General features: G+C 56.8%; 14 protein-coding genes and 1 other RNA gene. 7 read left to right on the plus strand and 8 right to left on the minus strand.

Annotated features, from left to right (window positions below; translation table 11 throughout):
• Window positions 1-487 precede the first annotated feature (487 nt).
• From brxF to PSH69_RS03590, 7 genes are read left to right on the plus strand one after another with little or no spacing between them, the layout of a single operon-like run.
• A complete protein-coding gene (gene brxF, locus PSH69_RS03560) occupies window positions 488-943 on the plus strand; it encodes a BREX-3 system P-loop-containing protein BrxF (protein ID WP_305411074.1) in 456 nt (151 codons plus the stop codon).
• A gap of 17 nt (window positions 944-960) precedes the next feature.
• On the plus strand, window positions 961-4,719 hold the full coding sequence (locus tag PSH69_RS03565) for a DUF6079 family protein (RefSeq protein WP_305411075.1): 3,759 nt from the start codon (window positions 961-963) through the stop codon (window positions 4,717-4,719).
• Between the two features lie 8 nt (window positions 4,720-4,727).
• On the plus strand, window positions 4,728-6,077 hold the full coding sequence (locus PSH69_RS03570) for a hypothetical protein (protein WP_305411076.1): 1,350 nt from the start codon (window positions 4,728-4,730) through the stop codon (window positions 6,075-6,077).
• A gap of 12 nt (window positions 6,078-6,089) precedes the next feature.
• Window positions 6,090-8,864 carry a DNA methyltransferase gene (locus PSH69_RS03575; protein ID WP_305411077.1) on the plus strand — a complete coding sequence of 925 codons (2,775 nt, stop codon included), beginning with the start codon at window positions 6,090-6,092 and terminating at the stop codon, window positions 8,862-8,864.
• Between the two features lie 2 nt (window positions 8,865-8,866).
• A complete protein-coding gene (locus PSH69_RS03580; protein WP_305412775.1) occupies window positions 8,867-11,695 on the plus strand; it encodes a DEAD/DEAH box helicase in 2,829 nt (942 codons plus the stop codon).
• A complete protein-coding gene (pglZ, locus tag PSH69_RS03585) occupies window positions 11,692-13,704 on the plus strand; it encodes a BREX-3 system phosphatase PglZ (RefSeq protein ID WP_305411078.1) in 2,013 nt (670 codons plus the stop codon). Before PSH69_RS03580 ends, pglZ begins: the two co-directional genes overlap by 4 nt.
• Complete coding sequence (locus tag PSH69_RS03590; protein WP_305411079.1) at window positions 13,704-14,429, plus strand: hypothetical protein; 726 nt, start codon at window positions 13,704-13,706, stop codon at window positions 14,427-14,429. Before pglZ ends, PSH69_RS03590 begins: the two co-directional genes overlap by 1 nt.
• A 9-nt stretch (window positions 14,430-14,438) precedes the next feature.
• Here the strand turns inward: PSH69_RS03590 and PSH69_RS03595 are convergent, their stop codons facing one another.
• The 8 genes from PSH69_RS03595 to PSH69_RS03630 all read right to left on the minus strand — a co-directional run bounded on the left by PSH69_RS03595 (window position 14,439) and on the right by PSH69_RS03630 (window position 21,096).
• Window positions 14,439-14,741, minus strand: coding sequence for a hypothetical protein (locus PSH69_RS03595; RefSeq protein WP_305411080.1), 303 nt, complete (start codon window positions 14,739-14,741; stop codon window positions 14,439-14,441).
• 225 nt (window positions 14,742-14,966) lie between these two features.
• Window positions 14,967-15,245 (minus strand): hypothetical protein, encoded by a 279-nt coding sequence (locus tag PSH69_RS03600; protein ID WP_305411081.1) that lies wholly within the window; start codon window positions 15,243-15,245, stop codon window positions 14,967-14,969.
• Entirely contained in the window at window positions 15,242-16,207 is a 966-nt protein-coding gene (locus tag PSH69_RS03605; RefSeq protein ID WP_305412778.1) for an integrase domain-containing protein, read from the minus strand. The genes PSH69_RS03600 and PSH69_RS03605 overlap by 4 nt, the downstream gene beginning before the upstream one ends.
• A complete protein-coding gene (locus PSH69_RS03610) occupies window positions 16,185-16,544 on the minus strand; it encodes a hypothetical protein (protein ID WP_305412780.1) in 360 nt (119 codons plus the stop codon). Before PSH69_RS03610 ends, PSH69_RS03605 begins: the two co-directional genes overlap by 23 nt.
• Complete coding sequence (locus tag PSH69_RS03615; RefSeq protein WP_305411082.1) at window positions 16,528-17,928, minus strand: YfjI family protein; 1,401 nt, start codon at window positions 17,926-17,928, stop codon at window positions 16,528-16,530. Before PSH69_RS03615 ends, PSH69_RS03610 begins: the two co-directional genes overlap by 17 nt.
• Window positions 17,929-18,885: 957 nt before the next feature.
• Window positions 18,886-20,142, minus strand: a complete 1,257-nt coding sequence (locus tag PSH69_RS03620; RefSeq protein WP_305411083.1) for an integrase domain-containing protein — start codon at window positions 20,140-20,142, stop codon at window positions 18,886-18,888.
• A gap of 187 nt (window positions 20,143-20,329) precedes the next feature.
• Window positions 20,330-20,723: a transfer-messenger RNA gene (gene ssrA, locus PSH69_RS03625) on the minus strand.
• Window positions 20,724-20,820: 97 nt separating this feature from the next.
• A complete protein-coding gene (locus PSH69_RS03630; protein WP_305411084.1) occupies window positions 20,821-21,096 on the minus strand; it encodes a hypothetical protein in 276 nt (91 codons plus the stop codon).
• Window positions 21,097-21,300: the final 204 nt, after the last annotated feature.

Consider the following 21,300-nt stretch of genomic DNA (forward strand, 5'->3'; position numbering starts at 1 on the left):
TTTTTTGGTATTTTGGTGGAATACCACATGGAATACTGGGCGGCTGAATATGTACTCAGGATGCCGGAATTTCCCTGATGCTGACTCAGGAGTCAATGCCGGTGCCAGTCCAGATGAAGACGCTCAACCTAGTATTCCTTATATGCAATGTCGATGTACCTGAGATCAATCATCATGACGAGGCGATCTCTGCCGATAAGGTGGGCAAGGTCTCGAGGTAGTCGCATATCCATCGTCACCTCGAACGCAACCACGACTCCACGGACATCTAGAACTGCGCCCATGGCTTTGTGATGCTCTATAACCGCGGCACGCCTCACCTGCTGCAATTTACGCGAAGAGTATCAGTGGGATATGATGATTGATTGGTCCAAACAGTCCTCATTAAGCCCCTCTATAGGCGGTAACGGGGGACGCTAAGCCGAGGATCTTCTGCTGAGATGTTCGCAGATTTCTCATTCACATTCGCATGGATAAGGAAGTCTGCGTGCTGAGCAAACTCGAACGACTCGTCGACGAAATCGGCGACCTTAACAGCAAGCTAATTCTCCTGGTTGGCCTTAGTCGGAGCGGTAAGACCCATCTGCTTCGCCAGCTTGCCGCCAACCTTGCTGTAGAGCCTCTCAACATCAGCGCGGTGCTTGCGCGCCGACTGGCGGCCATTCCAAAACCAAAGCGCAGCTTCGCTGTAGGGGAGGAGCTTCGGGAAGTCTGTGTGAGAGCCCGCATGGACGAGGTGCTCTTGCTAGACAACCTGGAGCTACTTTTCGAGCCGGGTTTACAGATTCATCCGCTTGAGCTCCTCAAGGGGCTCGCACATTGTAAGCGAGTGGTTGCCGTTTGGCCTGGAGAGCTGCGCGGTGACCGGCTGATTTACGCTGACTTAACTCATCAAGAGCACTGTGATTACAGCCGCGAAGGCGTGGTCATCTTCGAAATTTAAAGGGGAGAGAGGAACGCATGGCCGTGAACATGAAGTACGGAGATTTAATCCAGTTCGAGCAGATCGAGTCAGTCATTCAGCTGCTCGATGCCGGGCGCCCGGACGAGGCCAAGAAGCTCGTCGCGACCTATGTCATCTCCGATGACATGGCCGAGCGGATCTCCAAGCTCATGGTTCCCCAGCTCAGTTTTGACGAGTCGGTCGATCACAAAGGCGTGCTGATCGTCGGTAACTACGGTACCGGTAAATCGCACTTGATGTCGGTGCTGTCGCTGGTGGCCGAAGACGCCGCTTACGCGCCGATGATTCGCCATCCCAAGGTTGCTGAGGCAGTTGCCCCAATCGCTGGTCGCTTCAAGGTGCTGCGCATTGAGGTAGGCGGACTGCAAATGCCGCTGCGCCAGATCATCACCCTGCAGCTGGAGCGTTTCCTCGAAAAGTTAGGCGTCGACTACACATTCCCGACCGCGGACAAGGAGCTCAACAATAAGGACTCCTTCGAGGAAATGATGGCCGCGTTCGGCGAGAAATTTCCGGACCAGGGTGTGCTGCTGGTTGTCGATGAATTCCTGGAGTTCCTGCAGTCCCGTCGCGACCACGAGCTGGTGCAGGATCTAGCCATCCTGCGGCAGATCGGCGAAGTCACCAAGCATCTGAAGTTCCGCTTCGTGGCCGGCGTGCAGGAAGCTATTTTCGACAGCGTGCGCTTCCAGCACGTCGCCGACAGCATGCGCCGCGTCAACGAGCGCTTCACCCAGATCCTGATTGACCGACAGGACGTCAGCTTCGTCGTCTCCGCGCGCCTGTTGAAGAAAACTGCCGATCAGCAGAACAAGATCCGCGAGTACCTGACGCCGTTTGCCAAGTTCTATGGCTCCATGAACGAGCGCATGGACGAATACGTGCGTCTGTTCCCGGTACACCCGGATTACCTGAAGACATTTGAGCAAATCCACTTCACCGAGAAGCGTGGAGCGCTCAAGACCATCGAGTCCGCCATGCTGGCGATCCTCGGCCAAGACGTACCTAGCGACCGGCCGCAGTTCATAAGCTACGAAAGCTTCTGGAACACCATCAAAGCTAACTCGGTATTGCGCGCCGACCCGAATATCAAGGAAGTGATGCGTGTCTCCGATGTGCTGGAGTCACGGGTTCAGCAGGCCTTTACGCGCCCTGCCTACAAGCCTATGGCGCTGCGCGTCATCAGCGCGCTGGCCGTGAACCGTTTGACCACCGGCGGTGACATTCACATTCCGATTGGCCCCACGGCCGCTGAGCTGCGCGACGCCTTGTGCCTGTTCCAGCCAGGTGTGGAAGACATGCCGGGCGAGCCTGCCGAGAATCTGCTGTCGATGGTGCAGACCGTCATGCGGGAAGTTCTGAAGACGGTTAACGGCCAGTTCATCTCCAAGTCGCAGGACACCGAGCAGTACTACCTCGACCTCAAAAAGGACATCGACTACGACGCACAGATAGAAAAACGCGCCGAGGCTCTGTCCGACGACGCGCTCGACCGCGCCTACTACAGCGCCGTCAAGGTACTGATGGAGTGCAGCGACGATCTGCGTTACCCCGGCTTCCAGATCTGGCAGTACCAGCTCGAATGGCAGGAACGGCGTGTCGAACGCATGGGCTACCTGTTCTTTGGTGCTCCGAACGATCGCCCCACGGCACAGCCAGAACGCGACTTCTACGTCTACTTCATTCAGCCATTTGATAAGCCGAAGTTCACTGACAACAGCCTATCGGATGAGGTCTTCTTCCGGCTCACGGGCCTGGACGACGATTTAAAACGCCACCTGTCGTCTTACGCGGCGGCGCTTGATATTGCATCCACTGCCAGTGGTGGTGCTAAGGCTATCTACCACTCCAAGGCGCAAGATTTCTTGAGAGCCATGAGCAAGTGGCTGCAGGAAAAGCAGATGACTGCCTTCGAGATAACCTATCAGGGCAAGAAAAAGAACCTGCAAGATTGGATCAAAGGCGTGTCGCTGCGTGATCGTGCGAGACTTGGTGCCGACGAGCGGATCAACTTCCGCGACGTGGTGAGCGTCATCTCGGGCCTGGTGCTGGGCCAGCGCTTTGTCGATCTCTCGCCGGAGTACCCCGCCTTCTCAGTGCTGGTGACCGAAGCCAACCGCAAACAACTGATCGGTAATGCGCTGCGTGCCCTGGCCGGCGGAACTCGCACCAAGGATGCAGCTGCCATTCTCGATGCGCTGGAACTGCTTGATGGCGATCGCGTCGACCCGACGAACTCTCGCTACGCCCAAGACGTGCTGAATCGTCTCAAGGCCAAGGGCCACGGCCAGGTGCTCAACCGCAGCGAGCTGCTCTCGGGCACTTCGGACGTTGAGTATTTCTCGCCCATCAAATACCGGCTGGAGTCCGATCTTCTGGTCGCAGTGCTGGGGGCCTTGGTCTATTCCGGTGACATCGTTCTCTCTATCCCAGGCGACAAGCTGGATGCTGGGAAGACGCAATTGCTCGGAGAAAGGTCGCTTGATGAGCTTAAGCAGTTCAAGCACGTTGAGTTCCCGAAGGAAATTAACCTAGCGCTGCTGAAAGATCTGTTGGCGTTATTAGGCATTCAGCAGGCGCAAGGCCAAGCGACGCTTGCCATACAAGGTTCTGATGAGCCGGTTAAAAAAATGTATGAAGCGGTAACTACGCTTGTTCCGCGCATACTCAAGGCTGGTTCCGACTTGCAACAAGGCAAACTTGGTTTCTGGGGGCAGAACCTGGTGCGCGAGGAAGAAGCCAAAGACTGGCACGTCCGACTCGATTCGTTGAAGAAATTCACCGAGTCGCTGGCTCCTTACAACAGCGTCGGCAAGCTCAAGAACCTTCGCGTCACGCAGGAAGACCTCGACGGCCAGAAAAAGAATCTGGAAGTCCTAGCCGCTGTCGAGCGTCTGCTCGAACTGGTGATGGAGCTGGGTAGCACGGCGTCCTACCTCTCACAGGCTGAGATGGTGTTACCTGCCGGGCATCCGTGGGTGAAACAGGCCGAGGCCGCCCGAAAGGCCATCTTCGAAAAAATAAGCCAGGACCGCACGGCAGAGCATGCTGCGCTGATTTTGGTTAATGGTCGGCAAACGCTCAATCATCTCAAGAAGGACTACATCACCGCCTACATATCCAGCCACAGCAAGGCGCGCCTAGGCGTGGCCGAGGATAAAACCCGCAATGCCTTACGCAAGGACGACCGCCTTTTGGCGCTGCGCGTGCTGGCCGGCGTGTCCCTGATGCCCACTAGCCAGCTCACCGCTTTCGAGGAAGCGCTCAACAGCTTGAAGAGCTGTTCGTCGCTGGATGAGCCGACGCTGGTAACCGCAGCCGTTTGCCCACACTGCCAGTTACGTCCTTCTGCGGAACAGTTGGAGTTGATACCAGCAGTCAATCGGCTGCACATGCTGGATGACGATTTAGATCAGCTGGTGGCCAATTGGCAGCAAACCTTGCTGGAGAACCTGGAAGACCCGTTCACGCAGGACAGTCTCGGCCTGTTGTCTCCCGTGTCCAAGAAGCTGATCGATGCCTTCCTGGAATCCCGCAGGTTGCCGGACCCGATGACTACGGAGTTTGCCAGCGCGGTGCAAGAAGCACTGTCGGGGCTGGAGAAGATCGCGGTCAAGGGTGATGAGATCAAGCAGGCGCTGCTGCAAGGCGGCTCGCCGGCCACGCCTGATGATCTGCGCAAGCGCTTTGACACATTTATGAACGAGCGTTGCAAGGGCAAAGATTCAACCAAGCTGCGCTTCGTGATTGAGTGAGGGCTGGAATGCAGAATCAAGGTGTTTCGGACATTGACGTCCTCGCACTCTCAGTGCGCGACCCCGAGTCCAAGAAGCTTATCAATGAGGCGATTACCGCGTATCGAGGCGGGGCGCTTCGATCCGCGATTATGTCTACATGGATCTCAGTTGTTTACGATATTTTCTCGAAGTCTAGGGAGCTGTCAGTACAAGGCGATGCTGCTGCCGCTGCCTTCACATCAAAAGTCGATGCTGCCATTGATACGCAGGCTGTTGCCCAGATGCAGGCTATTGAAAGAGATCTCCTAGATTCAGCTTGTTCGCAACTTCAGCTACTTACCAAGCATGAATACGATGCACTAAAGCGTATCCAAAGCGACCGAAATTTGTGTGCTCATCCAGCGTTTGTCACTGATGATGACTTCTTTCAGCCAGTTCCAGACTTGGTGAGGTCTCACATCGTTCATGCTCTTCGCCTGTTGCTGATACATGCTCCGCTTCAAGGTAAGAGTGCATTGGCAAGGTTCAGAACGGATATTCTCAGCCCGTCTTACCCACGAACTCGGGAAGGTATCAGGGTATTCGTGGTTACAAAGTATTTAGGCCGAGCGAAGGATGTGTTGGTTTCTAATTTGATCAAGGTCCTCATCAAATCGCTCTTCCTGGATGACTCCCATGAATTTCTAAGCAGACGTCGATTGGTAGCCTGGACGCTCAGTGAAGTAGCTCAGGCTAAACCAGCATTTTTTGAAGCTGTGGCCAGGCCATTTGTGGGCTCTTTCTTTGAAGGCGTTGAAGATGAAAAACTGATGGAGGTTTGTGTTCTTTTAGGAGCAGAACCTCAAATTTGGGACTGGTTTTCGGAGGCAGTCAAGCTACGAGTCCGACGCCTCATCGAAGACAGTACTGTGGCTCAATTAAAGAACCACCTCTGTTTTGATGCTTTTCCGGTGCAGAGTGTTTCCGATGCACTTCTTGCTCGTTTTTATGCTTTCGAGAAAGAAGAGCAAGTAGAACTCATCGCGGACAATCCCAAGAGAGAGTTCGTGGACCAAGGCATCCGCTTATATTCAGACTCACCCAGCTACCGAGAGTCGGAGCTTCTAGGGCAGTCGATAATCGTGCCTCTTGCGGGGCAGTTCGCAGCTCAAGATGTACAAAAACTACTTGAGGCAGTGCTTGGGAATAGTCAGATCTCGTACGCGTCCGGAACTGCTGATGCCCTGCTTGAGGTTTTTCGAATTACTCAACCATTGCTTGGTGAGACTAAGGAATACTGGCAGGGATTTGTGAGCACAATGACAGAGCAGCATGGCGGTAAAGAAGATGCACATTATTCATATCCGGCGATTCGAGCACGGCTTGCTGCTGTTTAAAGGAGATATTTCGTGACTGATCAGTTGTTTTCGGAACATAAGCGGGACGTCTCCGTCGAATGCCTTGGGCAGATATTCCCAAGCGAGCAAGCCCGGCGCGAGCACTACATCAAGCTGCTGACCGAGAGGCTGAAAGATCCGGCGTTCCGCAAGATCGAAGGATTCCCGCAGGGTACGGACGAAGCCATCTTGGAGATGTCGGACCCGCCGTACTACACCGCGTGCCCGAACCCCTTCCTCGAAGAATTCGTGCTCCACTACGGCAAACCCTACGACCCCAGCGTGAAGTATAGCCGCGAGCCGCAAACCCTCGACGTCTCGGTCGGCAAGACGGATGCGCTCTACAAAGCGCACTCGTATCACACCAAGGTGCCACATCTGGCCATCGTGCCGTCCATCCTGCACTACACAGAGCCGGACGACATCGTGCTCGACGGTTTCGGCGGCTCGGGTATGACAGGCGTTGCGGCGCAGTGGTGCGGAGCAGCACCTGCAGCTTACCGCCACGAGCTGGAAATGGAGTGGAAGAAGCAAGGCAAGGCCGCGCCAATATGGGGCTCACGCCGCGTCATCCTCAATGATTTGTCGCCGGCCGCCACGTTCATCGCCGCCAACTACAACCTGCCGTTCGATGTTGATGCCTTCTCCAAAGCGGGCAGAAAACTACTGAAGGAGGTGGAACGTGAAATTGGTTGGATGTACGAAACGCTGCACTCCGATGGCAAGACAAAGGCGCGGATTGAATACACCGTTTGGAGTGAGGTTCTCAATTGCTCATCCTGCGCGGGTGAGATTGTCTTCACAGATGCGGCACTTGACGAAGAAACGCAGCGAGTCGCAAACGAACTGACCTGTCCACACTGCGGGGCGCAATCGACGAAGGAGAAGATGGACTTGGCGTTCGAGTCCTTCGTAGATTCGGCTTCCGGTCAAGTCGAGACTCGCCCGAAGCGAGTTCCGGTCATCATCAACTACAAGATCGAAAAGACAAAGTATAAGAAGCGCCCCGACAGTGAAGACCTGAAAACACTGGAACGGATTGCCGCACTTCCGCTGCCGGCGGAGTTGCCAACATCGCAATTACCAGACTGCCAAATGACGCGGGTTGGTCGGATGAAGACCACCAACACAACTGCTGTCCATTTTATGTTTTTGGCGCGTGCGGCTCACGGTATGGCCGCGCTGTGGAGAAGGGCCAATGAGCATCCAGATCCCCGAACTCGGGAAATGCTCTTGTTCTTTGTTGAGCAGGCAATTTGGGGTATGTCGGTTTTGGCACGCTACGCTCCGACACACTTTTCCCAGGTTAACCAATATCTGAGCGGCGTCTTTTACGTTGGATCTCAGCACGCCGAGTGCAGTCCTTGGTACATCCTAGATGGAAAACTCGGGCGGCTGACAAAGGCTTTTAGTGATTACAGGCCACAAGAAGGTGTTGCAGCAGTCAACACCGGAACTGCAACTTGTCTTCCAATCCCAGACGCCAGTATCGACTACGTTTTTACCGATCCGCCTTTCGGCGAAAACATTTACTACTCAGATTTAAACTTCCTTGTCGAGTCATGGCACAGGGTCTCCACAGATTCACGTCCCGAAGCGATCGTTGATCGTGTGAAAAACAAGGGAGTGCCTGAGTATCAGCATTTAATGCAGAAGTGCTTCTCTGAGTACTATCGAGTGCTGAAGCCTGGCCGCTGGATGACAGTGGTTTTCTCAAACAGTCGAGCTGCTGTTTGGAACGCAATACAGGTCGCATTGCAACAAGTGGGTTTTGTCGTCGCAGAAGTTACTACCCTCGACAAGGTGCACTTGAGCTTCCAGCAAGTTGTTTCACCCAACGCTGTTAAGCAAGACTTGGTGATCTCAGCGTATAAGCCCAATGGAGGCTTGGAAGACAGGTTCAATCGTGACGGCCCGACAGTGGATTCGGCATGGGACTTCGTGCAGACGCACTTGAAGCAGTTGCCAGTCGTCAAGGTCACCTCGGGCTTTCCGCAGGAGTTGCTGAACATCGTCGAACGCGATCCGCGTCGCATCTATGACCGCATGGCATCCTGGTTCATCCGCCACGGCACGATGGTTCCGATTTCCACGCCCGAGTTCCTGGCCGAGCTGCCGGTTCGATTCCGTGAAACGGATGGCATGGTATTTCTGCCCGATCAATTGGTCGAGTACGAAAAGGCGCGGTCGCGTATTCCGCAGGTGAGGCAGGCGGAGCTGTTCGTTTCTGATGAACGCAGTGCCATCGATTGGTTGACCAACTTCCTGCTCAAGCGCCCATCCACCCGCTCGGAAATCCACCCGGAATACATCCCGCAGATCGGTTCGGCCAAGCGCAAGGGCGAGATCATTCCGGAATTGGACCAGTTGCTGGAAGACAACTTCTTGCGCTATGACGGTGCCGGCGAGGTGCCCAGCCAAATCCACAGCTACCTCTCGACCAACCACAAGGATCTGCGGGGGTTGGAGAAGAACAGTCCAGCACTTGTAACCAAGGCCAAGGAGCGCTGGTACGTACCTGACCCAAACAAGGCGCAAGACCTGGAGAAAAAGCGCGAGAAGGCGCTGCTCAAGGAGTTCGACATCTATCGATCGTTCACTGGCCGAAAGATCAAGGAATCCCGTCTGGAAGTGCTGCGTGCAGGCTTCCGCGCGGCGTGGGCCAACAACGATTACGCGACGATTATCAGTATTGCCGACAAATTGCCCGATGCCACCCTGCAAGAGGATGAGAAGCTGCTGACTTTCTACGACATGGCACTGACTCGAACCGAAGACGGGACTTGAACGTGGCCAGTAACGGGTTCGCCATCGGCGACTGGTGCTGGTTCACACGGCAGGCATCCCCTTGCCGGGTGATCGAGCGTCAGGATGTGTGGGGTGAAAGCGCGTACCGCGTCTGGCTGCCGGCGAAAGACGCGGTGGTGCGCGCCCGAGAGCTGGACTTGGCACCGCTGGAAAGCGTGCGCCTGAGTGTGGAGCAGATCCTGCATGCCACGGCGGCGGCCAAGCTGCTGGATGCGCTGGAGGACAACCTGCTCTTGGCTCCGATTCAGTCCAGCGTGGTGCCGCTACCGCACCAGCTCTATGCGCTGAACCGCGCGGTGAGCCGTGATCGCATCCGCTACCTGTTGGCCGATGAGGTCGGCCTCGGTAAGACCATCGAGGCCGGATTGGTGCTGCGCGAGCTGAAACTGCGTGGCAGGGTGAAGCGCATCCTGGTGGTGGCGCCCAAGGGCCTGGTGCGCCAATGGCAGGCCGAAATGCGCCTGCACTTCGGTGAGAAGTTCCAGTTTATCGAGCCGTCCGAGTTAGCTGCCTTTCGTCAGTGGCGCAGCGATGGCGTCGGCGAAGAAGAGAGCCTATGGCGCATGCACGACCAAGTGATCTGTTCGCTTGATTCGGTCAAACCCATGGAGAGTCGGCGCGGCTGGAGCCTGGAACAACTCAACACATACAACCGTGAGCGCTTCGAGGATCTGATTTCGGCGTCGTGGGATCTGGTCATCATCGATGAAGCCCACCGCATGGGTGGCAGCACCGAGCAGGTGGCCCGCTACAAGCTGGGCGCGGCGTTGGCAGAAGCATCGCCCTATCTATTGCTGCTGTCGGCCACACCACACCAGGGCAAAACCGACCAGTTCATGCGCTTAATGCAGTTGTTGGACCGGGAAGCATTTCCGGATGAAAGCAGTGTTGGCCGCGACCGGGTGCGGCCATTCGTGATCCGCACAGAGAAGCGACTGTCGATCAATGCCGAAGGCCAGCCACTGTTCAAACCGCGCGTAACCCGGCTGCAGGCGGTCGCATGGCAGGCGCGGCATGGCTCGCAGCAGCGTTTGTACGAGGCAGTGACCGACTACGTTCGCCACGGTTACAACCAGGCGATGGCAGCCAAGCAGCGTCACATCGGCTTCTTGATGATCCTGATGCAGCGGCTGGTGACTTCGAGTACCGCAGCCATCCGCACCACGCTGGAGAGGCGGCAGGCCCTACTCGATGCGGCACAGCCCCAAGCGAACCTATTCGAGAACACCAGCCAGGACGAGTGGGCGGATCTCGATGGGCAATCTCAGGTGGATCTGGCCATGCAGTCCAGTGGCTGGGAGCTGGAGAAGTCCGAAGTCGAGATGCTGCTCGAACTGGCGCGCGAAACCGAGGCGGCGGGCACCGATGCTAAGGCCGAGGCGCTGCTGGAGCTCGTCTACAAGCTGCAGCAGGAAGAAGGCGACCCGGCGCTAAAGGTGCTGATCTTCACTGAGTTCGTGCCCACACAAGCGATGCTGGCCGATTTTCTTTCGAGTCGTGGTTTCTCGGTGGCGACGCTCAACGGCAGCATGGATCTGGAAGCGCGCACTCGCGCTCAGCAGGTGTTCTCCAAGGATGTGCGCGTGCTGATTTCAACAGATGCCGGCGGCGAAGGTCTCAACCTGCAGTTCTGCCACGTCATCGTGAACTTCGACATGCCGTGGAACCCGATGCGGATTGAACAGCGTATTGGCCGCGTCGACCGTATCGGTCAGCACCATGTGGTGCGCGCCATCAACTTCGTACTGGAAGATACGGTCGAACACCGTGTGCGTCAGGTGCTAGAGGCAAAGCTCGAGATCATCGCGCAGGAGTTTGGCGTCGACAAGGTGGCCGACGTTATGGACTCGGTCGAGGCCGATCCTATCTTCGACGAGTTGTTCTTGCATGGTCTGCAGAACCCGGATGCGATCGAGCAGGAATGCGACGCCGTGGTTTCGCAACTGCGATCCACGCTGGCAGAGTCGAAGAAGAACAGTGATCTGCTGACAACGGAGCACGATCTAGACGCGGACGACGCCCGCAAATGGCGAGATCATCCGGCCCAGTTCTGGCTGGAACGCGCCATCACTAATGGGTTGGCCGCACGCGGTGGTTCAGCCACCAAAGCGGGTAGTGCCTGGCGAGTGAATTGGGCGGATGGCAGCGAATCCGCGCAGGCTTGTTTCGACGCCCGCACGGCGGACGAGAACCCGGAATTGGAGTGGGTGACGATGGAAGAGCCACGCGCCCGTGCCATCATCAGCGAACTGCCGCGCTTTGTTGCCGGCCAGCCGCTGCCGGTGATCCGAGTGACGGGTTTGCCCGATTCGGTGCGCGGCATCTGGTCTCTGTGGGAGATCAGCCTGGCAGCGGAAGGCTTAAGCCGGAAGCGCTTCCTGCCGGTGTTCGTCAACGAGAAAGGCCGCCCCTTCGTGCCCACGGCCAAACGCGTGTGGGATCTGCTACTGACCGAGACCGTGGACGTGCACGCTATGACCGGTGCCGAGGAGTCGGTGAGGTGGTTCGAGGCATCGCATGCGGCCGCCAGCACTCAGGGCGAGCTGATCTTTACCGAACTGGTGAATGAACACCGTGCTCGACTGAAGGAGGATCGCGAGCGCGCAGTGTATGCATTCGAGGCACGAAGTCAGGCGATCGGGCGAATCGGCTTGCCAGCGGTGCGTGAGCATCGGCGCAAGCGCCTGCAACAGGAACACGACGCACGTATGGCTGCACTGGATGATATGGATGCCAGCGTGCCGGATTTGAATGCCGTGATGATGGTCTGCGTCTCCGGCGATGTGATCCCCGGAGGGCAGGTGGAATGAGCCAGTGGTCAGAACGCATTCTCAGTCACTTCACAGCCGATCTCACTCGGCTGTGGGTGGCCTGCGACCCGGACGATGTGCTTCTCGACGAGACGCTGTTGTCCGAACTGCGCGATCGGGACTTCGAGGTGATACTGTACGAAGACCCGTTTGCCTTCCGTGCGGAATATGAGGAACGCTACCGCGCCGCATGGGATCGGGGTGAGCAAGGGCCGGCATCCTCACTGGTGCTGCATCTACGCAGCGCCGACGCGAATAAGTTGCCGTGGGACATCGTTCACCACGGTCGCGTGGTGTGGCTCAGCCTTGCGGAGCTTTTCCCCAGACTGGCCTACAGCGCTGTGCAGCAGGTCGAGCCGGAGCATCTTGCAGGTTTGTTTCACGCGCACCAGACCGAGTTGCAGTCAGCGCGCGGTGAGAACGAGTCCAAGGACTTCATCCTTGAACACGTCTATCAACTGACTCCACGATCTATTCGTAACCCGGTGGACTTCTGGCGTGAGCTGCTACGAATGCACTTCGCCAACCGTTCGTTGCCGCCCCTGTTCGCTCGACACGTGGCGGGCATCATCCAAGGCAAAGGACTGCTCGCAGACCAACCCGTCGCCACCTGGCTGGCATCCAAAAGTGCGCTGTTGCGCGTGGTGCAGGACGCGTGGTACCGCTATCTGTCGAAATTGGGGCTTGACGGCACCCGTATTGGCGAACCTCCGCCACCTGATTACGTCACCAAGATCGAGATTCCGTTCGAGCACTCTGATGTGCAAGTGCTGGTCGATTCCATGTTCCTCGACGGCAGCTTGCATCCGCTGGCGGTGCACAGCGTTTCGGCAGGAATGCCGAGTTGGATCAAGGTCGGGATCGTCCAGGACCCGGCGGCATTGCAACTGTTGGTACTTAACGGTATCAATGGCCTGATCGAGACAACGCCGACGGCAGCCTCCTCGTATAAGGATTGGAGCGAGTTCGCCAAACGCTACGGTGAGATCCTGGCCCGTTCACATGGTCTGCCAGGCACGGAAGGTAGTAAACATCTGCTGGCGATTCGGGATCGTATCAAGATCCTGCAGGCGCAATCAGACGGGCATCTGCAAGCCTGGATCGCAGCTAAGCATTACGCGGACCTGATTTTGCAGCCGGTGACGAAGGGGCCGGTGATGCTCCACCACGTGCCGCGCTTCTTGCGCCATCGCCGATCCTCAGGGGAAACCAAGGTTGCCCTACTGGTGTTCGACGGGCTAGCCTTCGACCAATGGGTGCAGATTCGCGAGCGCTTGATCACCACGACCAAGTGCTTCGCGTTTGACGAGGGAGCAGTATTCGCATGGTTGCCGACCGTGACGTCGGTGTCGCGCCAGGCTTTATTCTCGGGCCTCAGGCCGCGCGAGTTCGAAGACTCCATCGACCGGACGGACAAGGAGGAGTCCTTGTGGAAGAGGTTTTGGCAGAATGAAGACGTCCACTCAAATGAGGTAATGTATCGACGAGCGTTGCGCCATATTGATCAACTGAATGCGCTAGAAGCAGATCTGATCGAGCAGCGCCCAAATGTGGTGGGTCTAGTCATAGACGAGGTTGATGATCGGCTACACAAGGAGCGATCCAAAAAAGACGTGGCAATGTGGATCGATAACTGGCTAGCGACCGGCTTCGTTGATCGACTCTTCTCCCTGTTACTGGACAAGGGGTACCACATCTACCTCACTGCAGACCACGGCAACGTCGAGTCAATTGGAGTTGGTAGGCCCAATCAGGGCGTGATTGCAGAGACACGCGGCGAGCGCGTGCGGGTCTATCGGAGCGGACCGTTACTGGCCGATTCCGCTGTGGCCTATCCGACCACGGTCAGGTTGGACATCGCTGGACTGCCCACGAACTTCATGCCTCTCTTTGCAGGCGGACGAACCGCCTTTGTGCCGGCGGGCGAACAGGTGGTGGTTCATGGTGGAGTATCTGTCGAAGAGTTGATTGTGCCCTTTGTTAAAGTAAGTTATGAGATTGATTTCTAATGAGTTCATCAGCCCCTCAGATAGGCTTTGATCGATTTATCCATCTCGATTGGGTTGCCGCCGCGTTGACAGTAAGCACTGGAGTTGCGCCAGTGGATGCACTGAGTGATCTTCTCGAATCATCTTGCCTTGGCAAAGAGGCTCGTGCAAAAACGCAAACTAAATTGAATGCGCTGTGTCTGCAGCCTAGGCCTGAGCTGGCAGAGTTCATCGATCGCGGGCGCTGCATGGTGAGGGGCGGCGATCAGTCTAATACTGTGATCGCGTTTGCTTGGGGCGCTGCGATTGCTGCGTACCCATTCTTCGGAAGAATAGCTGAGCTCGTCGGTCGACTTACCTTGATCCAGGGCGACTGTTCAATTTCAGAAATTCATCGCCGCATGAGTGAAGTGTATGGTGATCGTGAAATTACTAAGCGGGCAACCCAGGCTGTCTTGCAAACTCAGGCGAATTGGGGCGTGTTGGAGCGTGTGGAGAACGGGCGGCGGCTCATACGTCTCGCAGCAACTGAAATTCAACATGAAGAATTTACTGCCTGGCTTATCGAAGCGGGCGTTCGCTATACCGGTAAGCCAGTTTCGGTCGCTAGCCTGCAGTCGATGCCTGTGCTGTTCCCATTCAGCCTGACGCGGCCTTTAGGCTATGTGGTTTCGAAGAGTGTTAATCTCAGTCTTAGGTCAGAAGGGCCGAGTAACCAGTTCGTCGCATTGCGCGAGAAAATTTGATTTTTTGTGTCACTCCCAGTGATCCGGAATTTCGATTCCGTAGTTTTTCGCTACAGTTCTGAGTGTGCCCATGATCGCTTCATGGTGTGCTCGATCGGTTGGCAGCCAGCTTGTACGGCGCTCTAACAGATTTTTCAGGTCAATCAGGTTATACATACCCAGACGGTGAAAATTGCCCCAACTGGGGATGCCGAACAAATTGTAGATGGTCACGGTTGCATCACGTTCGCTGGCCAAGCGCTTGTCGCCAGCCAGCTTCTCGGCAGCATCTTCCGCTTCATCGCGGTCGTCGTAGGTGTTGAGCAGTTTCATCGCTGTTTAAATTAGTAAATTTTGATCAGTGAATTCTGCCTGAGAGTTAAGAAAAGAACATCAACTGAATCTGTACAGGGGGGCGCTGTGTGTCCGTGGTTCTCCCTAGATCATCCTCCACGTCTCGAGCCTCTCCCGGATACCGTTTTTCGCCCGTTTGATTTCGAGCGATCCACTAGCTGATTGTTCTTCAACGTCAGATAGGGTGATCAGGTCACCTCAACCCTAGCGAGGTGGCGGTATGCCGCTGGCACCCATCCGCTTCCAGATCAATGATGCCGTGAGTCGATAGTAATACCGGCTAGCATCGGAGTTATCTTTAATGTGCTGTGTAAAAAACCAGCGCACATGCTTTAGCTGCCAAGTCCAGGGATTGTCACGTTGCCAGCGCTGTTGGATAGCCGCTTGCATGATTCTGGCTTGCCGTAGGTGTCGTTGCTGTGTGGTCTTTGAACCAGTCAGTACGCCGCTCAGGAACAACGTCATATCAAACAGTTTGCTCATGAGCGGCCACCGATGTAGGCCGATAGCACATCGACGCGGTAATGCCCCAGCTCAAGGCTTATCTGTTGGCGAGCCTGCTGATCAATGTCGCGGTCGATGCGATAACCGTGACCACCATTGACCGGTGCAGCCTGGTCCGTGAGTTGTTCGTAACGTTCGCAGGCGTATGCCGCGCGCAGCTCATGGAACCCCTTGAGTCCGTATTGATGAAGGATTTCTCGAGCAGGGAGCACGGTTTGTTGCAGGAACATTGCGTAGGTTTCGCATCGGGCCATTAAGTTGCGGCTGCCGGCCGGCGATGCTTCACGAGCCAAATTTAGCGCCACTTTCACCTGTTCGGTTGCGATAATCCATCGCGGCGCTGATGCCCCAGAGCGGCCGCCTTTGGTGCCGTCCTGGATATTGATGCGGCCTAAGCGCTCCGCTTCGCGGTGTAAGCGTGGCAGATCAGCCAATATCGCTTCGCGCAGGCGCATACCGGTTGTCCGGGCTAACATGATAATCGCTGCCACCCGGTTGTGTTGTTCGCCCAGCGCCTCAAGTACTCTCCGCACCTGTTGGTGGTTTTGGCCATCCGGCGAACGGGTGCGTACGGTGGAGCGCTGCTGTCCCAACGCCTGACTCGGGCTGGCGATCCTCACGTCCTGATCACCGCGCAGCGCAGCGAGGGTTCGGTTGACGCTGCTTAGGCGAGCGATACAGAGTTCACCTTGCTGGATCTGCTGGCGCAGATATGCGGCGTAGTCTTGCAGCGTTCTTTGATCGATCTGACGTGCATCGTTGTAACCGGGGCCGTTCACTGATCGACACCAACGCACAAACGCTTGCCAGCGATCGCTATGTGCTTTGACCGTGGCGAAGTGGCCGCCGGCAAACAGATCGTTTAGTGCTTGTGGGCCGGCGTAGCTCAACTGGCGGCCATAGCCAAAGTTGCGACCATCACGCCGACCGACCAGTGCCATCGTCATCACCGTTTTCGTTTGTTTGCAGAAAGAGCAGCAGGGCTTTCCAGTGGGGGCTAAGCCTGTCCACCTGCTGCCAGTGTGTCGGGCGGATCAGGAGGGCGTTCTCTTGGTGTTCCAGCAGTGCCCCTTCCTCACGCAGTTGCTCGATCAGCAGGGCGATGTCTGCGGGGGCAAGAGGTGGTGTGGCGACAGCGGCGACAGTGGCGACAACCCGCGTCATTCCTGGCCCGGCGTGTGGCGACAAGGTGACGACAGAAGCGGCGACACGCAGTGTTTCTGATTGCAATTGATGTTGCGCCTGGTAGCAGCGCACCGCGTCATTGAGGCGAAATATGGCGTACCTCGAACGTTTTGGCATCGCGACTGTTCAGCCAGTTATGCGTGATCAGCTCGACGAGCAGTGTGGCGGTGTGATGGCTGCTCTTGCGGGCAAAGCGAGGGCCGTTGCGATTGAGGTCGCGGATGGTGAATTGGGTCCAGCCTTTTTGCGTCAGCCAGCGCAGCAGTCGATCCGCTTCCTCACGTAAAGTGTTGATTGGCTCTTGTTCGGTCAGGCGTTGGATCTCCGCCAGGTAGTAATCCATCAGTGTTGAGGCGCGTTGAATATGGGCCTCACTCACTACATTCGCATCTTCAATTACCGCGAGCACACCGGCGATGCGCAGCACATTGGCCGCCGCTTTTCCTGCGACGGATTGGACTCCTGCCAGCTCACCGAATTCGCCAGACTGGCATTCGATGGTGTCGTGAATATCAATCCAGGCAGTGCGAGCGCTGGGCGTCAGTTCCAGCCTGGCGGGGTTAAGTGAACCGTCTTTGTACAGCGACAGTGGCTTATCCAGCAGGGCGGTGATGCGCGTTTGGTAGCGCTGGACTTTGGCATCTCGCGTCAGGTCGACTGCCTTGTACAAGCGCTGACCGACCAGACGTTCGGGCCAGCTGATCAGGCAGCGGCCCAGGATGCCTTGGCCTTTGATCACCGAGTCTTTGAGTAGCTGGTTGGCCAAGTAAGGCTGCAACATCAAATGCAGGCTGAGGCGGCGGTCGTAGGCGCGGAGGCTTTCTCCGGCCATAGAGCGCGCCCGGTCGATCGGACTGCCATCCCACAGTGTCGACAAGGTGGTAATCGCCTTAAGCAGGTTCTCTTTGCTCATGGTGCTGCTGCCCAAGAACTGGCCACCTTCATCATTGAACAAGCCCATGCTGGGCAAACCATGGCACAGGCTTTTGATCAACGCTTCGATGGTGGGCTCGGTAATGATCAGTCTCGGCGGTACCGGCTCGGATAGCTCACCGCCTTCCGCCTCCGCGCGTTTCTTTGCGGTTTTGGGTTTCGTCATGATGTTGCTGGCGGCGCGATAGGCTATGAGCTTTTCCGCATACAGGGTCCACTGCTGTCGTTCCCAGTCGCGCGCCGCCTTCAGTGCCAGGTGATCCACCGCGCTTTTTCGATCACCCGAGGACGCCACCGTCAGTAGGTAGAGGGACAACGGATAGGTTCGGCCGTCGAGGTGGACATTGGCATGACCCTGACTCACCAGGGCAGCGCTGGCCAGCACCGATTGTGCAGCCATGGCGCAGGGCACGCCGATCACCTCGGCCAGTCGCTCGACCGCAGGGCCCAACAGTTTCCCGAGTGCTTCGACCGGGTAGGGCAATGGTGCCTGCTGGTATTCCAGCAAGGGTTGTGGTGGCTCGAACGCTTCGCATAGTTGCATCGGTATTCTCCTGGGATAATCGACTTCGTCCTCACTCATCCCGCCACGGTTGTTGAGTGTTATCAGGGATCAAGGCCCCTGCGGCCTGTGAGGGTTGTCCACTCACGCGGGACTGACGGCTCCTTACGACCGGGAGCTTGGGCATCTCATGATCTGGCCTCCTGAGCACCGATAACGGTGGGCGGGTGGAGGCTGCACTGGCTGACGAGTCCGGTGCCGCGAGATCCTGAGTCGGGTAAGGGCTGCGAGGTGATGACCGGGGCATGCCTGACTGTCAGTCAGGGGCAGTCCATTCCTTGGACTGCGGCACCATCATCGGCATCGCTGTTGCGAGTGAGCATTCGGTGTTTGTCACGCCGATTGTCACGAGGGGGAGAGCTGCAAAGGCCCGTGCGAGCAGGGCTGCAGCAGTGTGAGATGCGCCCGTCTCTTTTTTGAAGAAAGAGACGGGCGAAGGGTTGGCGCAAAACGTTGGCCGAGCAGGTTCGTTGCTGCAGGGCTTAAGGGTTAGCGGGTTGCCGCACTTGGCGGATCGTTAAGAGGGCGTCCATCACTCTGGCGAATGACTGTGCGAGCCTCCGGGCGCGAATCGCACTTGGGGATGAACCACCGTGTTAGCGGCATGACCTTGAAGGCTCTGGTCATCTGGGGTGCTGCCGAAGGCAGCGCTTTGAAACTCAGTTCTATCGGTCTCGGGGACATGGGTCAATGGGGGGAGGGCACATGGAAATGCGCCAGACTCATGCTCCGGCGTGCCTTGGAAGTCGGTGGAAATCAATAGCAAAGTGGCCGTTTGTCGCTTTTCTAGTGTTAGCCCGTGAGCGTGGGGATGCGAAGCCTCCCCGTGCTCAGGGGCTTAGCCGGAGAGGCAAAGAGCAAGGCGAGTTGGCGACTGTCGCCATCAGCTCAGATGGCTAGGATGTAGACGCCACGCGGCATGTCGCCAGTGTCGCCGCCCTATCGGATCGGTACTACGTTCCGATCCCTGGCCACATTCATCGCGCTGGCCGAGAGATTGCCCGTCGACGCCTTTAAAATGTACTCGCTCCACCAAGCCATCATCGGCCGCCGGCGTTCGATGTAGTCGGCTCGGTTGTAGGCGCTGCGCACCTCATCCTTGTCGACGTGTGCCAGCGCCACTTCGATGAGCTCCGGGTCCCACCCATGTTCATTCAAGATGGTGCTGGCCATCGAGCGCATGCCGTGGCTGACCAAGCGATCCTGGAAGCCCATGCGTTTCAACGCCATATTCGCGGTCTGGCTATTGGCATGAGTACGTGGGTTTCGGTCTGCCGGGAAGACGTACTCCCGATGACCGCTATGGGACTTCAGTATTTCCAGCAACGCCATTGTTTGATCGCTCAACGGAATGCTGTGCGGACGGCGCTTCTTCATCCGCTCTGGAGGGATGGTCCAGACACGCCTTTCAAAGTCGATGTCTGCCCAGCGAGTGGTCGCCGCTTCAGCGGGGCGAGTCATGGTATGCAACTGCCATTCGATCAGGCAGCGGGTCGTGCGTTTGATACTGGCATTCGCGATTTCCAGCATGAGCTCGGGGAGCTCTTCGGGCGGAAGCGCGGCCATGTTTTCTTTCTTGGGCTTTTTGAAAACCGCCCGTATGCCACTAAGCGGGTTGGCGAAGATCAGGCCGGAATTCACGCCGTAGGTCATGATCTCGTTAAGCCGTTGGCTAAGACGCTTTACCGTTTCCAGGCTGCCTTTTGCTTCGATCGGACGAAGCAATTCGATCACCATCGGCGCGGTGATTTTGGCGAGTGGCGTCGTCTTCAAGTCGGGGAACACATGTAGCGTGAGCGACCGCCAGATGTCCTCGGCGTAGGCCGGGGTGACTGAGTCTTTCTTGAGCTCGAACCAGGCGGTGGCCACCTTCTCGAAGGTGTGTTCCGTTTCTGCGCGTTTGGCCTCATTCAGCGTATCGCGCTGCACCTTCGGATCGATGCCTTGGGCGAGCAGCTCGCGCGCTTCGACCGCCATCTTTCGGGCGTTCGCCAGCGAGAGCTCTGGGTAGGTACCGAAACCCATGTTGATACGGTTCTTGGTTACCGGTTCGCGGTAGTTGAAATTCCACAGCAACGAGCCGTTGCTGCGTACGCGGAGCTGCAAACCGTCACCGTCAGTGAGGACGTAATCCTTGGACGCGGGTTTGACTCCCTTGAGCTGTCGATCGGAGAGGCGGAGGTTTTGGGCAGGCATGAGATTGTCCTCAGGCACTGATTCGGTATTCCAAAGATTAGCACCGGATGGGCTGGAATACCGTTTGGAATACCCGAATGGTTGGAACTCAAAAAATCTCAGAGGACCGCAAAAGCGCTGGAGGCCGCGTATTTACTGGATCGCAGGCACAAAAAAAGACGTCCTTGGACGTCTTTGATTGATCATTTGGTGGAGCCGGGGGGAATTGAACCCCCGTCCGCCAGTACTCCGCTGTCGGTACTACATGCGTAGCCGTGTCTATTAAGTTAACCCTCAGCGACCCGACGGGCAGGGTGCTTTGGGCGAGTTGTGTAAGTTTTAGCCGCTTCGTCCACAACGTACTGCACGGCGATTCTGTTCTATATGACAATCACTTTGGGTTTACAGACATCCCCTGATGATTGCTGGACCCGAAGGTACCAGGAGGGAAGGGCTAAGGCTGCTTACGCAGCGAGAGCGTATTCCCCGTAGGTTTCGTCATTGGCAACTATAGGAAGTTGCAACAGTGGATTTACGACTTCTGTTACCAAGTCGGCATGCACCTAAAGTTTCGCAACCGGCGTCGAATCCAAAGCGGCCCCGAACCTGCTGTGTGTAACCAGCAGGTAAGCGAAGTGTACGCCAATACGCGCGGCGAGTCGACCTTCTGTCCTTACCTGCATGTTATCTGGCCTGGCCCTAATGGCTATTCATGTGGTTTTGAATGTCCTGAAGCGCTTGCTGCGCCAGGGAAACACACTCTCTGTCGTTGTTGGAGGCGTGGGCGGCCTTGGCTTGTTCGGCTTTGGTGACGACGACACCTTTGGTGGCGGCGTCCAGCGTGGCTGCGCTGGACAGCTTGCTGTTGACCTCCTGGAGCTTCATTACGCATTGATCGCTATCGTTTGAGGCGTATGCGGAGGAGGCCAGCATTGTTGCAGCGATGAGCAGTCCAGCCAGGGCGGAACGCTTCATGGGTATCTCCTGGAACGGGGGGGGGATTGGGCCCCGCTGATTGGGGCTTAACAAATGGACTGTGACGGCGTGCAAGGGTTCTGTTTTCGCTTGCGAGGGAGTGAAAGATTTTCCGGGAGGAGGGTGCGAAACAGGGGTAATAACGCCTAACGCACAATCCCTGTGGGAGCGGGTTTGTGCATTAGGCGTTAATGCCCCTTCTTT

The sequence above is a fragment of the Pseudomonas sp. FP1740 genome (assembly GCF_030687165.1).
In the GTDB taxonomy this organism is placed as follows: Bacteria; Pseudomonadota; Gammaproteobacteria; order Pseudomonadales; family Pseudomonadaceae; genus Aquipseudomonas.

Coding starts and splice junctions, on each gene's coding strand:
- PSH69_RS03565 (WP_305411075.1), top strand. CDS start 961: ATGGCCGTGAACATGAAGTACGGAGATTTAATCCAGTTCGAGCAGATC.
- PSH69_RS03570 (WP_305411076.1), top strand. CDS start 4,728: ATGCAGAATCAAGGTGTTTCGGACATTGACGTCCTCGCACTCTCAGTG.
- pglZ (WP_305411078.1), top strand. CDS start 11,692: ATGAGCCAGTGGTCAGAACGCATTCTCAGTCACTTCACAGCCGATCTC.
- PSH69_RS03590 (WP_305411079.1), top strand. CDS start 13,704: ATGAGTTCATCAGCCCCTCAGATAGGCTTTGATCGATTTATCCATCTC.
- PSH69_RS03595 (WP_305411080.1), bottom strand. CDS start 14,741: ATGAAACTGCTCAACACCTACGACGACCGCGATGAAGCGGAAGATGCT.
- PSH69_RS03600 (WP_305411081.1), bottom strand. CDS start 15,245: ATGAGCAAACTGTTTGATATGACGTTGTTCCTGAGCGGCGTACTGACT.
- PSH69_RS03605 (WP_305412778.1), bottom strand. CDS start 16,207: ATGGCACTGGTCGGTCGGCGTGATGGTCGCAACTTTGGCTATGGCCGC.
- PSH69_RS03615 (WP_305411082.1), bottom strand. CDS start 17,928: ATGCAACTATGCGAAGCGTTCGAGCCACCACAACCCTTGCTGGAATAC.
- PSH69_RS03620 (WP_305411083.1), bottom strand. CDS start 20,142: ATGCCTGCCCAAAACCTCCGCCTCTCCGATCGACAGCTCAAGGGAGTC.
- PSH69_RS03630 (WP_305411084.1), bottom strand. CDS start 21,096: ATGAAGCGTTCCGCCCTGGCTGGACTGCTCATCGCTGCAACAATGCTG.